Source organism: Rhodosalinus sp. 5P4, from assembly GCF_041365695.1.
Taxonomy (GTDB): Bacteria; Pseudomonadota; Alphaproteobacteria; order Rhodobacterales; family Rhodobacteraceae; genus Rhodosalinus.
Genome location: NZ_JBGFSJ010000019.1, coordinates 1 through 515, shown reverse-complemented (window position 1 = coordinate 515; position 515 = coordinate 1). Strand labels below are relative to the sequence as shown.

Sequence of the window (515 nt, the reverse complement as noted above, 5' to 3'; positions counted from 1 at the left end):
CCCGCGTGTCGGCTTCATCGTCACCAACATGCCCATGGACCCGGACTGGGTGGTGCAGTTCTACAACCAGCGCGGCACCGCAGAGCAACACATCAAGGAAGGCAAATACGCCTTCCGCTGGACACGGCTGTCATGCCGGAAGTTTCGCGACAACGAGGTGCGGCTGCAACTGCACGCTCTGGCCTACAACCTGGCCACCATCTTGCGCTGCATCGAGCTGCCCGAGGCGATGGCCGACTGGTCATTGACCAGCCTGCAACTGAAGCTGATCAAGATCGGCGCCCGCGTTGTGCGTCACGCCCGCGCTATCACCTTCCAGCTGGCCGAGGTGGCCGTCACCGGCCCGATAGTCCGCGCCATCCTCGCCGCGATCCGCCGTCTTCGGGCGCCTCCGCTATGCGCATGACCGCCATCCAAGCCCAAACTGAACGAAAGCGGCAGGACAGGTCTGCCCGCTTCGCTGAAAAACACCGCCGTCGGGGCACAACACGGCGGCTTCGCGGGCCGATCTGCCC

General features: G+C 64.7%; 1 protein-coding gene. It reads left to right on the top strand.

Annotated elements, in window-relative coordinates; all coding sequences use genetic code 11:
• Window positions 1–406, top strand: a 406-nt coding sequence (locus AB6A69_RS16265) for a transposase (protein WP_371061572.1), incomplete at its 5' end; no start/stop codon positions are given.
• Between the last annotated feature and the right edge of the window lie 109 nt (window positions 407–515).